A 553-nucleotide genomic window follows, 5' to 3' on the forward strand; every position below is an offset into this window, starting at 1 on the left:
TGACGCAGGTGCTGCCGGTGGTGAAGGTGTGGTCGCGGTCGCCTCGGTTGGTGAGGGTGATGGTGAAGGTGCGGGGTCCGTCGATTTGGCGGAGGGCGACGTGGGGTTCACCGTCGACGGTGGCGTAGACGGTGGTGGTCAGGGCGTCCTGGGTTTGGACGAGTCCGGCGCCGATCTGGCGGGGTGCGTAGGGCTGTCCGGGGGTGTGTTCGAGGATTTTGGCGGTGTTGGCCATGGCGGTGCGGAGCAGGGTGTTGCGTTCCGCGGCTGTCAGGTTCGAGTAGCGGTCGCGGTAGTGGTCCAGGCCCAGGGCGAAGACTCCTGCGACGTGGGGGGAGGCCATGGAGGTGCCGGAGTTGGAGGCGTAGGTGTTGTTGTTGAGTGTGGAGTAGACCTCGCCGCCGATTCCGGCGATGTGGGGTCGGAAGTCGAGTTCGGGGGTGGCGCCCCACGAGGTGAATTGGGACGGCGTCGCCTGCTCGGTGAGGGGGAGGGTCTTCAGTTCTTTGCTGAGGGTGATCTGGGCGATGCCGCCGCCGGCTTCGATGGCCTG

Annotated in this window: 1 protein-coding gene; it reads right to left on the reverse strand. The window is 66.7% G+C overall.

Annotation, left to right across the window (positions count from 1 at the left end; all coding sequences use genetic code 11):
* Positions 1–553: S8 family serine peptidase (locus tag EII35_RS15605; protein ID WP_148098977.1), on the reverse strand; the 553-nt coding region annotated here is incomplete at both ends.

This window comes from Arachnia propionica (assembly GCF_003932785.1).
Classification (GTDB): Bacteria; Actinomycetota; Actinomycetes; order Propionibacteriales; family Propionibacteriaceae; genus Arachnia; species Arachnia propionica_B.